General features: G+C 73.3%; 9 protein-coding genes and 1 tRNA gene. 6 read left to right on the plus strand and 4 right to left on the minus strand.

Annotated elements, in window-relative coordinates; genetic code table 11:
- The first annotated feature begins 170 nt into the window (after positions 1-170).
- Positions 171-2,777 carry a bifunctional FO biosynthesis protein CofGH gene (locus AB0P03_RS20520; RefSeq protein ID WP_363585372.1) on the plus strand — a complete coding sequence of 869 codons (2,607 nt, stop codon included), beginning with the start codon at positions 171-173 and terminating at the stop codon, positions 2,775-2,777.
- A gap of 212 nt (positions 2,778-2,989) precedes the next feature.
- Complete coding sequence (locus tag AB0P03_RS20525; RefSeq protein ID WP_350877669.1) at positions 2,990-4,105, plus strand: ADP-ribosylglycohydrolase family protein; 1,116 nt, start codon at positions 2,990-2,992, stop codon at positions 4,103-4,105.
- A gap of 189 nt (positions 4,106-4,294) precedes the next feature.
- Here AB0P03_RS20525 and AB0P03_RS20530 read toward each other — a convergent pair whose 3' ends face one another.
- The 3 genes from AB0P03_RS20530 to AB0P03_RS20540 form a co-directional block, all read right to left on the minus strand.
- The gene (locus AB0P03_RS20530) at positions 4,295-4,504 is read right to left on the minus strand and encodes a DUF397 domain-containing protein (RefSeq protein ID WP_363585371.1); all 210 of its coding nucleotides are present in this window, start codon (positions 4,502-4,504) and stop codon (positions 4,295-4,297) included.
- On the minus strand, positions 4,504-5,364 hold the full coding sequence (locus AB0P03_RS20535) for a helix-turn-helix transcriptional regulator (protein ID WP_350877673.1): 861 nt from the start codon (positions 5,362-5,364) through the stop codon (positions 4,504-4,506). Before AB0P03_RS20535 ends, AB0P03_RS20530 begins: the two co-directional genes overlap by 1 nt.
- Before the next feature lie 637 nt (positions 5,365-6,001).
- Complete coding sequence (locus tag AB0P03_RS20540; RefSeq protein ID WP_363585370.1) at positions 6,002-6,745, minus strand: GPP34 family phosphoprotein; 744 nt, start codon at positions 6,743-6,745, stop codon at positions 6,002-6,004.
- A 298-nt stretch (positions 6,746-7,043) separates the two neighbouring features.
- Here AB0P03_RS20540 and AB0P03_RS20545 point away from each other — a divergent pair, with 298 nt between their 5' ends.
- Positions 7,044-9,272: a D-alanyl-D-alanine carboxypeptidase gene (locus AB0P03_RS20545; RefSeq protein ID WP_363630127.1), complete on the plus strand. Its 2,229-nt coding sequence runs from the start codon at positions 7,044-7,046 to the stop codon at positions 9,270-9,272.
- A gap of 107 nt (positions 9,273-9,379) precedes the next feature.
- On the opposite strand, the gene AB0P03_RS20550 is transcribed toward AB0P03_RS20545, so the two are convergent.
- On the minus strand, positions 9,380-10,912 hold the full coding sequence (locus AB0P03_RS20550; protein WP_363585368.1) for a glycosyltransferase family 39 protein: 1,533 nt from the start codon (positions 10,910-10,912) through the stop codon (positions 9,380-9,382).
- A 779-nt stretch (positions 10,913-11,691) separates the two neighbouring features.
- Here AB0P03_RS20550 and AB0P03_RS20555 point away from each other — a divergent pair.
- From AB0P03_RS20555 to AB0P03_RS20565, 3 genes are all read left to right on the plus strand, one after another.
- A complete protein-coding gene (locus tag AB0P03_RS20555; RefSeq protein ID WP_363585367.1) occupies positions 11,692-13,137 on the plus strand; it encodes a hypothetical protein in 1,446 nt (481 codons plus the stop codon).
- A gap of 148 nt (positions 13,138-13,285) precedes the next feature.
- Positions 13,286-14,578 (plus strand): transglycosylase family protein, encoded by a 1,293-nt coding sequence (locus AB0P03_RS20560; RefSeq protein WP_363630129.1) that lies wholly within the window; start codon positions 13,286-13,288, stop codon positions 14,576-14,578.
- Positions 14,579-14,792: 214 nt separating this feature from the next.
- A tRNA-Arg gene (locus AB0P03_RS20565) sits at positions 14,793-14,868 on the plus strand.
- The last annotated feature ends 188 nt before the right edge of the window (positions 14,869-15,056 follow it).

A 15,056-nucleotide genomic window follows, 5' to 3' on the forward strand; every position in this document is an offset into this window, starting at 1 on the left:
TCCTCTACGAACACGAGCGATTGGCTGTGCCCTTCCATTAGAGGCCCGCACTCCGGCCCCGTCATCGCCCTGCGGGGCCAGTTCGGGGTCAACCTCGCGGGTACATCGACCCTGAGACGCCCTCAGGGTTGGCTACTCCGAACGTACGACACCTGGCGTAGGGTCGCGCCATGGACGGAACCGCCATGGACGCAAGCAACCCCCCGACCGCTAACGCGATGCGGCGCGCCCTGCGCCGAGCCCGGGACGGCGTCGCCCTGGACGTCACCGAGACCGCGGTGCTGCTCCAGGCCAGAGGCGAGGACCTGAACGACCTGTGTGCGAGCGCCGCCCGGGTCCGCGACGCGGGGCTGGCGGCGGCCGGGCGGCCCGGCGTCATCACCTACTCCAAGAGCGTCTTCATCCCGCTCACCCGGCTCTGCCGCGACAAGTGCCACTACTGCACCTTCGTCACCGTCCCCGGCAAGCTGCGCCGGGCCGGCCACGGGATGTTCATGTCCCCCGACGAGGTGCTGGACGTCGCCCGGCGCGGGGCCGAACTCGGCTGCAAGGAAGCCCTGATCACCCTCGGCGACAAGCCCGAGGACCGCTGGCCCGAGGCCCGCGAGTGGCTCGACGCGCACGGGTACGACGACACCATCGCCTACGTGCGGGCGATGTCGATCCGCATCCTGGAGGAGACCGGCCTGCTCCCGCACCTCAACCCCGGGGTGCTCGGCTGGACGGACTTCCAGCGGCTCAAGCCCGTCTCCGCCTCCATGGGCATGATGCTGGAGACCACCGCCACCCGGCTGTGGAGCGAGCCCGGCGGCCCGCACTTCGGCTCGCCGGACAAGGAACCGGCCGTCCGGCTGCGGGTGCTGGAGGACGCCGGGCGCAGCTCCGTCCCGTTCACCAGCGGCCTGCTGATCGGCATCGGCGAGACGTACCAGGAGCGCGCGGAGTCGCTGTTCGCGCTGCGCAAGGTCTCCCGGGCCTACCACGGCGTCCAGGAGCTGATCCTGCAGAACTTCCGCGCCAAGCCGGACACGGCGATGCGCGGCATGCCCGACGCCGAACTGGACGAGCTGGTCGCCACCGTGGCGGTGGCCCGGCACGTGATGGGCCCGGCGGCCTGCCTGCAAGCGCCGCCGAACCTGGTGGACGGCGAGTACGGGCGGCTGATCGCGGCCGGCGTCGACGACTGGGGCGGCGTCTCCCCGCTCACCCCCGACCACGTCAACCCCGAACGCCCGTGGCCGCAGATCGAGCGGCTCGCCGAGCGCTCCGCGGCCGCCGGCTTCGAACTGCGCGAGCGTCTCGCCGTCTACCCCGAGTACGTCCGGCGCGGCGAGCCCTGGCTGGACCCGCGGGTGCTGCCGCACGTGCGCGCCCTCGCCGACCCGGAGACCGGGCTGGCGAACCCGGACGCGGTGGTCCGCGGCCTGCCCTGGCAGGAGCCCGAGGACCTGCCCGTCTCGTACGGGCGGACCGACCTGCACGCCACCATCGACACCGAGGGCCGCACCGGCGACCGCCGGGCCGACTTCGAGGACGTCTACGGCGACTGGGAGGTGCTGCGCGAGCAGGTGCTCGCCGAGGGCGCGCCCGAGCGGCTGGTCGGCGACCTGCGCGAGGCGCTGGCGGTGGCCGCCGACGACCCGACGCGGCTCACCGACGACCAGGCGCTGGCGCTGTTCCACGCGGACGGCCCGGCCCTGGACGCGCTCTGCCGGATCGCCGACGACGTCCGCCGGGACACCGTCGGGGAGGACGTCACCTACTGCGTCACCCGGAACATCAACTTCACCAACGTCTGCTACACCGGCTGCCGCTTCTGCGCGTTCGCCCAGCGCCGCACCGACGCCGACGCCTACACCCTGTCGCTGGAGCAGGTCGCCGACCGGGCCGCGCAGGCCTGGGAGGTGGGCGCCACCGAGGTCTGCATGCAGGGCGGCATCCACCCGGACCTGCCCGGCACCGCCTACTTCGACATCGCCCGCGCGGTGAAGGAGCGGGTGCCCGGCATCCACGTGCACGCCTTCTCGCCGATGGAGGTGGTCAACGGCGCGACCCGCACCGGGCTGTCCATCCGCGACTGGCTCCAGCGGGCCAAGGAGAACGGCCTGGACAGCATCCCGGGCACGGCGGCCGAGATCCTGGACGACGAGGTCCGCTGGGTGCTCACCAAGGGCAAGCTGCCAGCCGCCACCTGGGTCGAAGTGGTCACCACCGCGCACGAACTGGGCATCCGCTCCTCGTCCACCATGATGTACGGGCACGTGGACACCCCGAAGCACTGGCTCGGGCACCTGCGGCTGCTGGCCGAGATCCAGCAGCGTTCCCTGGAGACCAACGGCACGGGCGGCTTCACCGAGTTCGTGACCCTGCCGTTCATCCACACCAACGCGCCGGTCTACCTGGCCGGCATCGCCCGGCCCGGCCCGACCGCCCGGGACAACCGCGCGGTGGTCGCGATGGCCCGGCTGCTGCTGCACCCGCACATCCCCAACATCCAGACCAGCTGGGTCAAGCTGGGCGCGGAGGGCGCCGCCGAGATGCTCCGCTCGGGCGCCAACGACCTGGGCGGCACGCTGATGGAGGAGACCATCTCGCGGATGGCCGGCTCGGCGTACGGGAGTTACAAGTCGGTGCGCGACCTCCAGGCGATCGCCGAGGCGGCGGGCCGCCCGCACCGCCAGCGCACCACCACGTACGGCGAGGTGCCGGCCGAGCGCCGGGCCGCGGCGCTGGCCTCGGACGGGCACCTGCCGGAGCTGCTGCCGGTCCTGGACTGATCCCGCCACCGGCCTCCCGGTTCCGCCGGTTCCGCCGGTCCCGGCCTCCCGGTTCCCCCGGCCCCGCTGCCGCCCGTACGGCGGCCGGGGCCGGGGAACCGGAGCACGAGGGACGCCCTTGATTCGCTCGGGTCTTCGAATACAGTGCCAGGGCGCGCGCCGCGGCCGTGCGTCGCGCAGCCCCCTGCCCCGAGGAAAGGCGCCCCGTCGTGATGCCACTGTGGTCACGCGCCCAGCAGCAGGACTTCCGCAGCCGGGTGCGGGGCTGTCTGCTCGGCGGTGCCATCGGCGACGCGCTCGGCGCCGGCGTCGAGTTCGAGCCGCTGGAGAAGATCCGGGCCCAGCACGGCCCGCAGGGCGTCACCGGCTACGTCCCCGCGTACGGGCGCACCGGCGCCGTCACCGACGACACCCAGCTCACCCTGTTCACCGTCGACGGCCTGATCCGCGCCCACATCCGGCGCGACACCGGCAGCTGGCATCCGCCCACCGACCTGCACCTGGCCTACCTGCGCTGGGCCGCCACCCAGCGCGACTGGGGCCCCGACGAGCGCCGCCCCGACCTCGGCTGGCTCGGCCGCGAGGAGTGGCTGTACGCCCAGCGCGCCCCCGGCCAGGGCTGTCTGTCCGGCCTGACCGGGGCCGACGCCGAGTTCCTCGGCACCGTGGAGCGGCCGAAGAACCCGCACTCCAAGGCCTGCGGCACGGTGGTGCGGGCGGCGCCGTTCGGCCTGCTCACCAGCTGGGAGCCGGGCCTGGTCTTCCAACTCGCGGTGGAGTGCGCGGTGCTCACCCACGGCCACCCCACCGGCTACCTCGCGGCGGGCGCGCTCGCGGTGATCGTCCAGAGCGTGGCCCGCGGCGGCACCCTGGAGGAGGGCGTCCACCTCGCCCTGGCGCTGCTCTCCGAGCGGCAGGCGCACGAGGAGACCACCGCCGCGCTGCGGGCCGCGCTGGACGCGGTCCGGGCCGGCGAGCCGTCCGCGGACCGGGTGGAGGCGCTGGGGGAGGGCTGGGTCGCCGAGGAGGCGCTGGCGATCGGGGTCTACTGCGCGCTGGTCGCGCACGACGTGCGCTCGGGCCTGCTGCTCGCCGTCAACCACTCCGGGGACAGCGACTCCACCGGCGCGGTCTGCGGGAGCCTGCTCGGGGTGCTGCACGGTGACACCGCGCTGCCGTCGGGGCTGGTGGCCGGGCTGGAGGGGCGAGGCGCCATCCTCGAACTCGCCGACGACTTCGTGCTGGAGCTGATGCACGGCACCGAACTGCACGATCCGCGCACCCCGGAGGGGCTGACCTGGTCCGAGCGGTACCCGGTGGTGCGCTGAACGGGGCGGACGGGGCGGACAGGACGGACGGGGCGGACAGGACAGATGGGGCGGGAAGTTCGGGCGGGAACGACGTTTGCCCGTAGCGTCGGCCGCCGGCGAGGGCGACGGCCACTGCTACGGGCAAACGGGCCGAGCTCGGATTCGCACCGGGGGCGCGGGGCCGGGTCGGTGGCCGCCGCCGCAGGGTCAGCGGCGGCCGAACACCCCGGTGGCCGCAGCGCTCGCGAACGCGGTCCAGGCCTCGGCGGAGAAGCGCAGCTGCGGCCCCTGAGGGTCCTTGGAGTCCCGTACCGCCACCGCCCCCGTGGCCGGCGTGGCGATCTCCACACAGGCGCCGTTGCCGCCGCTGTGGCTGCTCTTCCGCCAGCGGGTTCCGTGCTCGGAGGTGGTGCTCATCAGTGGTATCCCTCTTCAATCTCAGCTATCAGTGCCCGGCTCTCCGCCACGCCGAGTGCCGCCGCCCGCAGGTAGTCGTACAGACCGGTATAGCGGCGGACGTCCGCGTCCTTCTCCAGGTAGAGATCGCTCGTCACCCCTTCGAAGTAGACAACCGTGGAATCGGCTGACTCGGGGAACTCCAGCAGGGAGAATGTCCCGGTCATACCGGGGTGGGCCCCGGCCGAGAACGGGATCACCTGGATGGTGATGTTCGGGTGCTGGCTCAGCTCCATCATGTGCTTGAGCTGCTCGGCCATCACCTCGCGGCTGCCGACCTCGCGGCGCAGCACCGCCTCGTCTATGACGGTCCACAGGCTGCCGAGCTGGTTCTCGCCCTGGATGCGGTCCTGGCGCTTCATCCGGACCTGCACCCGGCGCTGCACGGCGAGCGCGTCGGTGTCCGGCTGGGTTCCCTCCACGACGGCCTGCGCGTACTGCTCGGTCTGCAACAGGCCCGGGACGAAGGAGGATTCGTACGCGCGGATCGAGGAGGCCTCGGCCTCCAGCCCGATGTAGACGCTGTACGGGGTCGGCATGTCGTTGAAGTCGTGCCACCAGCCGCGCTGGCGGGACTCCTTGGCCATCTCCATGAGGCTGGCGCGCATCTGCTCGTCGTTCACGAGATAGACGTCGCAGAGGTCGCGCACGTCGCGCTGGCTGATGCTGCGGCGGCCGTTCTCCAGTCGGCTGATCTTCGACTGGGAGACCATCAGCCGGCCCGCCACCTCCTCCGCCGTCATCCCGAGGCCCTCGCGGAGTTTGCGCAGCTCCGAGCCGAGGCGCCGACGGCGCACGGTGGGATTGATGCTCGTCGACACATCGACCTCCGGCCGGACCTCTGGTGATCGTTGGAACGGCAGCCCTCGGAACACTTCGGACATTGGGACCAACCCCCCTGACTTGGAGCAGCATGTCACCTTGGGCCAGGTCGGCGTCAGGGAATCACAGCAGCGCAGTAGAACAGATCGTCGGAAAAGCACTTCTGTGAGACGGCGAGGGCCCTCAAGTGGTAATGCGGCTCAGCGGCTCGAACCGGTACGGGCTAAGGATGTGCTCCCCGGCGGCGCAGGTGCCATTGGCACGTGCGAGGGCAGGACCGCCGGGCTCCCCGGACGGGCCCCAAAGGGCCTTCGGGGACGGCAGAGGGGCGGTCGCCGGGCGACTTCCGTCGCGGGGCGACCGCCCCTCCGTGCTCCTGGTGGTGCGGGTGCTGCTTCGGTGGTGCGTCGGGTCCTTCAGCGCCGTTGCTCAGCGCCGTCGGGCGGCGTGAACGGGGCGGCGCGCGCCGGTGGAGGTGCCGCCGGGCCCGTGGTGCCCGTGGTGCCCGCCGGTCCCGTGGTGCCCGCCGGGCCCATGGTGCCCGCCGTCACGGGCCGTACGGGCCGTGCGGGCTGCACGTGCCGCGCAGGCCGTACGGCGATCGGTGCGGTGTCCCGCGCGCCCGGGCGGTCCCGGTCAGCGGACGCCGACCCGTGAGGCGGCGACCCGCCCCGAGCCCCGGCCCGCCGCGCGGGCGCCGGAACGCCCGGTGCCGGTACCGGTCCCGGAACCCTGGGCAGAACGGTTCTGCTGCGCCGGCAGGCCGTTCTGCACGTCCATCACGGCGTGCGCGACCATCCCGCCCAGCGGGTCGTACCGGATCAGGTCGCGCAGCCGCGACCGCGAGGACCGGCCCTCGTTGCCCGGATACAGGTGCTTGCCCAGGCCCACGGAATGGGCCAGGGCCGCCAGCGCCGCCGTCCGCGGGTCCGGCGGCACGCCGGTGCGGATGGCGGTGTCCAGCCGCTGTTTGATCGCGGCGTTGGTGCAGTCGTCCGACGCCTGATAGCGGGTCGTCGGCAGCACCCCGCACACCTGGCCCGGCACGGCCGTGACCATGCCGCAGCGCTCCAGGTGCGCCAGGTAAGTCTGCCGCAGCCCCAGCCGGGGCCCGCCGATCCAGTGCGCCGCGCGGACCGGACTGCCGCGTCGGCGCAGCAGTTCCAGTGCGTGGTCCAGGGTCGGGTCGCCGGTCGGCCGTGCGAGCACGACAGCGATCCGGTCTCCCTCCGGTACGATCCGTCCGGCCAGGGACAGCTCGACGAGCTGGGCCCCGGCGAGTCCGAGGTCGAGGGTCTGCGGCTGCGCCGTGGTACCCGTGGTCGGGTCCAAAGCGAGCAGCAAGAGTTCCTCGGGAACAGTTCTGCGGCTCTTGCCCATCCAAGCCTCCCCGCGTGGATGAGAGACAGGGTGACGCCTCTCACACGGGCTTGTCGAGTACGCCTCCGAATCGTGACCTTGCGGTGGAGGCGGGGAACCAGGGGCGGCGGGCCCGGCGTCTGACCGGTGAACAGACCGCAGTACGCCCGTGCGACGGCAATAAGCGCCGGTCGGGCGGGGTGTGCGCGGCCGGATCGGCCGGCGGTGGCGGAGACTGTACAGGTACACGGGGCGGGGCGTCGGCTTCCCGAAATCGGGTCTGCCGGTGCCCCGCCGGGCGTTGAGGAGGCTGGGATACGTGGGCGAGTCCCCCGACAGGGTGCTGAGGGACGGCGAGCGGGCGCAGGAGCGCGAACGCGAACGGACCGGGACGGCCGGCGGTGCGGGTCCGGACCCGGACGGTGCTCCGGACGGCAACCCGAACGGCAGCCGGGAGGCCGAGACCGGCCCCGGCGACACGCCGGCGGCGGGGGCCAAGCGCGGCTCGACCGTACAGCTCCGTGTCCGGGATGTGGACAGCAAGACCACGATGCTGCGGCTGCCGGTGGACAGTGCGACCACCGCGCTGCGGCTGCCCGAGGAGCTGACCAGGCCCGCCGGTGACGGAAGTTCCGACGTCGCGGCCGGGGAGGCGGAGGCCGTGACGGCCTCCGACGGCGAGGAGAAGGCGGCCGGACGGCCGACCGGAACCGACCCGCGTCTCGCCATGCGGACGGCCGCGGCGGATGCGGGAGCCGTGGCGGGGAGTGCGGAGAAGGGCACGGAGAAGGGGGCGAGGGAGGCCGGCGAGAAGGCCGCGTCCGAGGGCGACACGCCCGGGGCCGCCGCACCCGCCGAGGTTGCCGTGCCCGCCGCGCCCGAGAGCGACGAGCCGAACGAGGCGGCAGCCGGGTCGGCCAAGCCCGGGGAGCCGGCCAAGCCCGCGCCTGCGCGCGCCTCCGCCGCCGCCGTGGCCCCCGCGGCCGCCGCGTCCGGCACCGTGCCCGAGCCCCCGGCGCCGACCCCGCAGCCCGAGCCGTCCCCCGTCCCGGAGCCGGTGCCCGAGCCGCACCCGGCGCCCAAGCCCCTCCCCGAACCCGAGCCGCAGCCCGGTCCGGAGCCGCTGCCGAAGCCGACTCCCGCCCCCGTGCCCGGCCCCGCCCCGGCCCCCGAGCCACTGCCCACCCCCGACCCGCGGCCGGTGCCGCCCGTCCCGCCGCTGCCGAAGCCCGAGCCGCTGCCCCTCCCGGAGCCGCCGCCCGCGCCGGAGAACACCGCCGAGGCGATGGAGGTCCTGGCGACCCTCAACGCGCGCCCGGTCTCGCCGCTGCGCCGCGCGCTCAAGCGGATCACCATCTGGACGGCCTTCCTCGCCGTGGTGCTCGGTGCGGCGGTGGTGGCCCAGCTGCTGCGTCCGCTGCCGGACGCCAAGGTGCGGATGTCCGCCGCGGGCAGCTTCAGCTTCGCCGGCGACCAGCTCGACCTCGCCTGGCCGGCCAAGGGCCAGTCCGCCGCCGAGGTGGTCGGCGTCGGCAGCCTCGGCAGCTCCGGGCAGGAGACGCCGTCCTCGATCGCCAGCGTCACCAAGGTGATGAACGCCTACCTGATCCTCCAGAAGTTCCCGCTGAAGAAGGGGGAGAGCGGCCCGAAGATCACCGTGGACAAGCAGGCCGCGCAGGAGTCCGGCAACGTCGACGAGTCCCGGGTCACCCTCACCGAGGGCCAGGTGCTCACCGAGTACCAGGCGCTGGAACTGCTGATGCTGCCCTCGGCCAACAACGTGGCCCGGCTGCTCGCCCGCTTCCACTCCGGCTCCGAGGACGCGTTCGTCAAGCTGATGAACGAGACGTCGGCCAAGTTCGGCATGACCAACACCACCTACGCCGACCCGGCGGGCTTCCTCGCGGACACCAAGTCCACCGCCAAGGACCAGCTGAAGCTGGCCGAGCAGGTCATGCAGGACGAGATCTTCCGGCAGATCGTCTCCACCCCGGAGACCAACTTCAACAACGCGAAGATCTCCAACACCAACAACCTGATCAACCCGAAGACCGGGGTCATCGGCGTCAAGACCGGCTCCAGCACCCCGGCCGGCGGCTGCCTGATGTGGGCCGCCTACAAGGAGATCGGCGGTGTGAAGCGGCTGATCATCGGCGTCACCCTGGGCCAGCAGGCCACCTCGCCCAACCCCGGCGACGGCATCCTGCCGACCGTGCTCAAGGTCAGCGGCAAGCAGATCCAGGCCGCGCAGGGCGGCCTGACCGGCCAGACCGTGGTGAAGAAGGGCGACGTCGTCGGCACCGTGGACGACGGCCTCGGCGGCAAGGTCCAGGTCGTCGCGACCAAGGACCTCGTGGTGGCCGGCTTCCCGGGCATCACCGGCACGGTCACCCTGGACGCGGCCAAGCTCGGCCACACCGCGAAGGCCGGCCAGGAGGTCGGCCTGCTGCGGGTGGGCGCGGGCGACGACAAGACGGAGGTCCCGGTGGCCCTTCAGTCCGACCTGAACCCGCCGTCCATCCAGTCCCGGCTGACCCGCACGCTCTGACACCGCGACGACGGAGGGGGAGCCGGTTCGCCCGGCTCCCCCTCCGTCGTGTTTCCGCGTGCTCCGGGTCTCGCTCGTCAGTTGTCGCGTGCTCCGGGTTCGTCCCGTCAGTTGTCGCGGTCGAGCAGCGCGACCGTGAACCCGCCGAGCGGCGTGACCTGGTCGGGCGCGCCGTACTGCGTGCGGAGAGCCTGCGCCTGGTCCTCCGGCATGGTGGTCAGCGGGTCCTCGGTGTCCCCGAGGACCAGCAGCCAGATCCGCGCCGCCTGCCCCAGACAGGCCTCCGGCTGCGGGCACGGCGTCGGCGACAGGTCCTCCGCGTCGTCGGCGCTCTGCGCGACGAACACCGGGTACGGGTGGACGTCCGACGGCAGGTAGTAGCTGACGCCCGGCCACACCATCGCCCAGGCCTGGTTGCCCAGGGGGGCCGCCATCCCGTCCCCGGACCGGTAGCCCGCGGCGATCACCCCGGCCGCCGCCCGGAACGGCTCCTCCGACCCGTTGTGCGAGCCCACGTAGCGCACCGCGGGCTGCTTCGGCAGCGCCGCCACGGCCGGGGCGGCGAGCAGTCCCAGCGCCAGCAGTCCCACCGCCGCCCTGGCCGGTCCCGGAGCGCGGAAACGTTTCGCCCAGGCCGCCGCGACGCCGTACACCGCGCCGACCCCGCCCCCGGCCAGCACCGCCCACGCGGGCACCGTGAACAGCATGTACCGCTCGATGAAGTACGAGGTGCCGCCCTGCGACACCACCCATACGCCCATCACCGGCAGCTCCGCGAGCAGCAGCGCCTGCCCGGCCTGCACCCGCCGGCCCGGCAGCAGCAGCGCCGGCAGCGCCAGCAGCACGAAGGCGTAGAACACCGTGTGCGAGCCGAACAGGTGCTGGCCGAAGTGCACCAGGCCCCCGAGGTTCGGCGTCTCGATCCAGCCCAGCTGCCGGTCCGACTGCCGGCTGCCGAGCAGCACCACCGGCAGCACCGGCACCGCCGCCACCCCCACCGCCACCGGGTACTGCCACAGCAGCCGCCGCTCCGCCGCCCCGCGCGTGCGCCACAGGTGCAGCAGCACCAGCGCCACCTGCCCGGCCACCGTGCTGAACGAGATCAGGTGCCCGGCGCCGGCCACCGCCATCGCCGCGCAGTACGGCGCCCACCGCCGCCACGTCGGCCGCTCCAGCGCCCGCACCAGGAACCAGGTGGCCGCCGCGATCGCGAAGGTCACCAGCGCGTACGCGCGCGCCTCCTGCGCGTACCGCGACACCTCCGGCGGCACCGCGAACAGCAGCCCCGCGCCGACCGCCGCCACCCGGTTGCCGAACAGCCGCTCGGCGGTCAGCGCCACGAACGCGGCCGCCCCCGCCATCGCCAGCACGGAGGGTATTCGCAGCGCCACCACGGAGTCGCCGAACACCGTCGTCCAGCCGTGCATCAGCAGGTAGTACGCCCCGTTGCTGGCGTCCACGTGCTGGAGCAGCCGGAGCAGGTCGCCCAACGACCGGGTGGCCACCGTCCAGGTCGCCATCTCGTCCCGCCACAGCTCCGGCGTCCCCAGCCGGTACCCGCCCACCGCCAGCATCACCACCGCGGGCCACACCCACACCTGCCCCAGCAGTCGCACCACCGGGTGCCCAGCAGGTCTCATCGGGTCCTTCGTCTCCTTCGCACGGCGCGGCAAGGCGGTCGAACACTTTTCCGGCAGGCTACTTGACCCGCTCTGACCCCTCGTCGGCACCCGCACCCCCACCCGGTCCCGACCCGGCCAGGCGCGGTCCCGACCCGGCCAGGCGCGGTCCCGACCAGGCCCCGGCGCGGACGCCGACCGCTCCTGGCCGGAACGGTCCAGGGCCACTTCCGTCCAGCCGAAGTCCCTTCCACCGCCGCTGAGCGGCGACGAAGCTGGTGATCGCCGCCAGGGAGCACCGCTCAGGGCGGCACCGGAGAGCGCGTCACCGCGGGACGCGGCCACCGGATCCCACCCTCACGTCGCAGCAGGAGAGGACACCGTCATGCTCCGCACCGTCATGACCGAGGCCACCGCGGTCGCCACCCTCGCCGTCGCAGGCCGGGCCGCCGCCGCGGCTGCTTCTTAGCGCCTGTCCGGGGCTGACGGCCCCACCACCTCGCCCCGGCCCCGCCGGGCCCCATCGACCGGCTGCTCCTGCGGGGCGGCCGTCCCGCCGGGCCCGCTCCCGAGGCAGGCCGATCCGAGCGCCGTACCCCGGCCTCGCCGAGCGCCGCACCCCGCAGCGCCCCGCACCAGCGCGTCGAACCAGCGCGTCGAACCGCCGCCAGGCCGGCTGCTCCCGCAGGGCAGCCGACCGGAATCCGCGCGCCGCGTGAGCCGCCCGTCACCGTCGGGCCCCGAGCACCTCGAAGCCGGGCCCAGCCGCCAACCCCGTCCACCACGTCCGGAGGTCCGCCATGTCCGCCAACCGTTCGAAGCTCGCCAACGTCGCCCTCGCCGGGGCCCTCGCGCTCGGCGCGGTCGTCTCCACCGTGTCGCTGACCGCACCGGCGCAGGCCGTCGGCACCTCGTCCGTCAACGGCCCGATCAGCCGCTCCGAGATCATCGCCCGGGCCCAGAACTGGGTCGACCAGGCGGTGCCGTACAGCCAGAGCCTCTGGCACAGCGACAGCAACGGCTCCTACCGGCAGGACTGCTCCGGCCTGGTCTCGATGGCCTGGCACCTCGGCTCCAGCCGGGTCACCTCCACCCTCGACGACATCTCCACCCAGCTCGGCAGCCTCGACGACCTGCAGCCCGGCGACATGATCGACAACATCAGCACGCACGTCGTGCTGTTCGCCGGCTGGACCGACGGCAGCCACAACACCGCCGTGGTCTACGAGGAGCCGCGGCCGGGCCTGACCGCCCGCAAGATCAACTACTCGCGCAGCTCCCTGATCAGCGGCGGCTTCAAGCCCTTCCGCTACGACAAGACCGTCGACAGCACCCCGCTGCCGCCGAAGCAGGGGGCCGTGGGCTGGGGCGCCCAGGTCGTGGTGAACGGTGGCGGCAACGTCTTCCACACCACCCGTTCCTCCAACGGGAGCTGGACCGGCTTCGGGAACGTGGAGAGCGTCGCGGGCGACATCGGCGGCGTCCAGTCCATCGCGGACGCCGGCATCAACGGCGACACCCACCTGCTCGCCGTCGGCGGCGACGGGAACATCTACCACACCATCCGTCGCTCCGGCGGCAGCTGGGACCGCTTCACCGACATCGGCCCGCAGACCAACAGGCTGGGCAACGTCACCAAGGTCTCCGCGGTCTCGATCGGCGGCGACCTGCACGTCGTCGCCGTAGCCGACGGCAAGCTCTTCCACACCGCCCGGCTCGCGAACGGCACCTGGCTGCCGTTCGGCGACATCACCCCGGCGGGCGGCGCCGTGACCAGCGCCTCGGCCGCGAGCGTCAACGGCGAACTCCAGGTCGTGACGGTCTCGGGCGGCACGGTCTACCACGCCATCCGCGCCGTCAGCGGCTCCTGGTCGGCCTGGGGCAACGTCTACGACGCCGCCGGGAACGTCGGCCCCGCCCAGGACGTGGCAGTCGCCGGCACCGGATCCGACGCGCAGATCGTCGTGGTGAACAACAACGGCCAGCAGTTCCACGGCGCCCGCTACGGCAACGGCACGTGGCAGCCGTTCGCCGAGCTCGCCCCCGTGATCGGCTCGTTCACCGCCAACCGGGTCAGCGCCGCCAACATCGACGGCGAGTTCCAGGCCGTCTTCATCACCAACGACGACCGGATCATGCACACCATCCGCGACGGCTCCGGCAGCTGGGACCCGGCGGCCCCGATCCAGCTGAACGGCGTGAGCGGCAACCACTACGCCGTCTCCATCGGCGGCACCTACAACTGACCGTCCCCGCCCGCCGGTTCCACCCGCCGGCCCACCGCCGCCCCGCCGCGGTGGGCCGGCCCCCTCGCCGCCGCTCTCCTGCCGTCTCGCCGCTCGCCCCCGGCTCCGACCCGCGCGAGCCGTACCGCCCCTCCGAGAAGAGGTCACGATGTCCCGCGCCTCCCGCCGACCCCGCGCAGCCCTCCTCACGTTCACAGCCCTCGCCGCCCTGAGCCTGTCCACGGTGGCCGCCGGCTCGGCCCAGGCGGCCTCGGTGGCCACCTGGGACCGGGTGGCGCAGTGCGAGAGCAGCGGCGACTGGAGCTACTACAAGGCCGGCTGGCCGTACTACGGGGGCCTGCAGATCACGAAGAGCACCTGGGAGGCGTACGGCGGCACCCAGTACGCGCCGATGCCCCACCAGGCCACCAAGCAGCAGCAGATCCTGACGGCGGAGCGGATCCTTGCCGGCCAGGGCGCCGGGGCCTGGGCGGCGAAGTGCAACGGCGGTCTGAGCACCGACCACGCCAACCCGTACCCGTCGCCGACCGCGCCGGTGAGCAAGGCCGGCGACCTCTTCCACGCCACGCGCCTGGTGGACGGCAACTGGACGTCCTTCAGCCCGCTGGACGGCTACGCCGGCTCGGCCTTCTTCAACGGCTCGCAGGACGCCATCGCGGCGACCCCGGACGGCTCGACCCAGACGCTGGCCACCGGTGCCGACGGCAACCTGTACCACACGGCGCGCTACCCGAACGGATCCTGGACGGGCTGGGCGCCGCTGGACGGCTACGCCGGGTCGGCGCGGTTCGCGGCCCGGGCCGAGGCGATCGCCGGAATGCCGAACGGCGACACCCAGGTGATGGCGATCGGCAAGGACGGGAAGATCTACCACAACGCCCGCTACGCCTCGGGCGCCTGGCAGGGCTGGCTGCCGATCGGAGACTGGGGCGCGCAGAAGATCGCGGCCGCAGGACTGCCGGACGGCAGCATGCAGGTGCTGATCACCGGCAACGACGGCAACGTCTACCACAACGTCCGTTCCGCGAACGGCGCCTGGCAGGGCTGGAACGCCGTCGCGGGCGTCGGCGCCGCGACCTTCCAGGCGAAGGACGTCGCGATCGCCGGAATGCCGAACGGTGACACCCAACTGCTGGCGACCGGCAGCGACGGGAAGATCTACCACAGCGCCCGCTACGCGAGCGGCTCCTGGCAGGACTGGAACGTGGTCGACGGATACGTCGGCGCGGCGAGCTTCCAGTCCGGGAGCTTCGCGATCACCGGCATGCCGAACGGCGACGCCCAGCTGATCGCCGTGGGCAACGACGGCGTCGTCTACCACAACGCCCGCTACACCTCGGGTAGTTGGCAGGGATGGTGGAGCACCTCCTTCGGCGGGCAGAAGGTCGCCGTCGCCGGCCTGCCGGACGGCAGCGCCCAGATGGTCGTTTCCCGCAGCTGAGTACCGCCCCCGGCCCGGCGGGCAGCCGTCACCGCCCGCCCCGACGCCCCGTCGGAGCCCGGAGGGCGGCACGTCCGGCCCCGTTCTCGGCAAGATCGCGAAGCCGCCGCCCGGGCGCCGCCCGACCCGCTACACTGAGCCGGTAGCGGCTTGCCCTCGGGCCGGCCGCCCCCGGATCCGCTTACGGGATGCAGTCGCTCCCCGGCGGATCCTCGCCTCAGTAGCTCAGGGGATAGAGCACGGCTCTCCTAAAGCCGGTGTCGCAGGTTCGAATCCTGCCTGGGGCACCAGAGACGCGTGTGTCGCCGTAGGCCCCCCGCCCACCAGGGCGGGGGGCCTACGGCGTTTCCGGGGCCGGGCCGGGTCGGGGGCGGCGTACCTCTCGGGGAGGAGGGGGCGCGGTCGGCCGTCCGTCCTCGGAGTGATCATCGAGGAGACCTCGTGCTGACGGGCCGGGGCGGGTGCGGACCCTAGGCTC

Source organism: Kitasatospora sp. NPDC088779 (assembly GCF_040685395.1).
Taxonomy (GTDB): Bacteria; Actinomycetota; Actinomycetes; order Streptomycetales; family Streptomycetaceae; genus Kitasatospora.

What these genes read in the sequence shown, in the direction of transcription:
- AB0P03_RS20555 (WP_363585367.1), top strand. Translation starts at nt 11,692, where the DNA reads ATGTCCGCCAACCGTTCGAAGCTCGCCAACGTCGCCCTCGCCGGGGCC.
- AB0P03_RS20540 (WP_363585370.1), bottom strand. Translation starts at nt 6,745, where the DNA reads ATGGGCAAGAGCCGCAGAACTGTTCCCGAGGAACTCTTGCTGCTCGCT.
- AB0P03_RS20560 (WP_363630129.1), top strand. Translation starts at nt 13,286, where the DNA reads ATGTCCCGCGCCTCCCGCCGACCCCGCGCAGCCCTCCTCACGTTCACA.
- AB0P03_RS20550 (WP_363585368.1), bottom strand. Translation starts at nt 10,912, where the DNA reads ATGAGACCTGCTGGGCACCCGGTGGTGCGACTGCTGGGGCAGGTGTGG.
- AB0P03_RS20525 (WP_350877669.1), top strand. Translation starts at nt 2,990, where the DNA reads ATGCCACTGTGGTCACGCGCCCAGCAGCAGGACTTCCGCAGCCGGGTG.
- AB0P03_RS20530 (WP_363585371.1), bottom strand. Translation starts at nt 4,504, where the DNA reads ATGAGCACCACCTCCGAGCACGGAACCCGCTGGCGGAAGAGCAGCCAC.
- AB0P03_RS20520 (WP_363585372.1), top strand. Translation starts at nt 171, where the DNA reads ATGGACGGAACCGCCATGGACGCAAGCAACCCCCCGACCGCTAACGCG.